The sequence below is a fragment of the Acidisoma cellulosilyticum genome, from assembly GCF_020621385.1.
Classification (GTDB): Bacteria; Pseudomonadota; Alphaproteobacteria; order Acetobacterales; family Acetobacteraceae; genus Acidisoma; species Acidisoma cellulosilyticum.
In genome coordinates this window covers 1-1,082 of record NZ_JAESVA010000043.1, presented here as the reverse complement: position 1 = coordinate 1,082, position 1,082 = coordinate 1, and the positions used below count along the sequence as shown (strand labels likewise).

Sequence of the window (1,082 nt, the reverse complement as noted above, 5' to 3'; positions counted from 1 at the left end):
TCGATCCTCTCGGCTTCGGCCTGGGAGATACGCAGGCCGAGTTTGGATCGGCGCCAGAGGATGTCCTGGCTGGATCGGACCCATTCATGGGTGACGAGGTAGTGCAGTTCGGCCTCGGTCAGGTCGGCGCCGAAGTTTTCGCCTAGATCGGCCAGGCTTTTGGCATCGCCGAGCAGGATGGTGACGCGCGTGCCGTATGCGCGCAGCAGGCGACGGAGGTGACGTTCGGGCAGAAACGGATAGCACGCCGCCATCGTCGCCCGCAGCGCCTCGAACCCCTGCATGGGGAAATCCCCGCCCGGCAGGGTCTCGCGCCCCGTCCAGCCGGCGGGCTTGCCGCTCGCGGCCGGCAGGAGCGGCGCCAGTTGCGCCAGCGCCGATTCCGCCAATCGCCGAAAGGTGGTGATCTTGCCGCCATAGACCGAGAGCAGGGGGGCGGCGCCGTCCGCCGCGTCCAGCTTCAGCACATAATCCCGGGTCGCCGCCTGTGCTGCCGTATCGCCGGCCTCGTCATATAGCGGCCGCACCCCGGAATAGGTCCAGACCACCATCTCCGGCGTGATCTCCCGCGCCAGATAGTCGCTGGCCGAGCGGCAGAGATAGGCGATCTCCTCCGCACTGGCCCGCACATCGGCCGGGTTGCCCTGGTAGTCCTGGTCCGTGGTGCCGATGAGCGTGAAATCCTGCTCATAGGGAATGACGAAGAAGATGCGGCGGTCGTCATTCTGAAAGATGTAGCAGCCGGCATGATCGTACAGTTTCGGCACCACGATATGGCTGCCCTGGACCAGCCGCACGGGCGCACGGCTATTATTGTGCAGCACGCTCTGCCCGACATCGCCGACCCAGGGACCGGCGGCATTGACCAGCGCGCGGGCGGTGATGGCATAGGTCTCGCCGGTCGCTTCGTCCTGAAGGGACAAGCGCCACAGCCCGTCAGTCCGCACGGCCTCCAGACAGCGCGTGCGTGGACGGATCACCGCGCCGCGGGCCGCCGCGTCCATGGCGTTGAGCACGACGAGGCGGGAATCCTCGACCCAGCAATCGGAATATTCGAAAGCATGGACGAAGTCGGGTTTCAG

Annotated in this window: 1 protein-coding gene; it reads right to left on the bottom strand. The window is 66.2% G+C overall.

What is annotated here, in order from left to right:
• Positions 1–1,082 (bottom strand): glycerol-3-phosphate dehydrogenase (gene glpD, locus ACELLULO517_RS28445; RefSeq protein ID WP_227310875.1); only part of this gene is annotated, 1,082 nt, incomplete at both ends.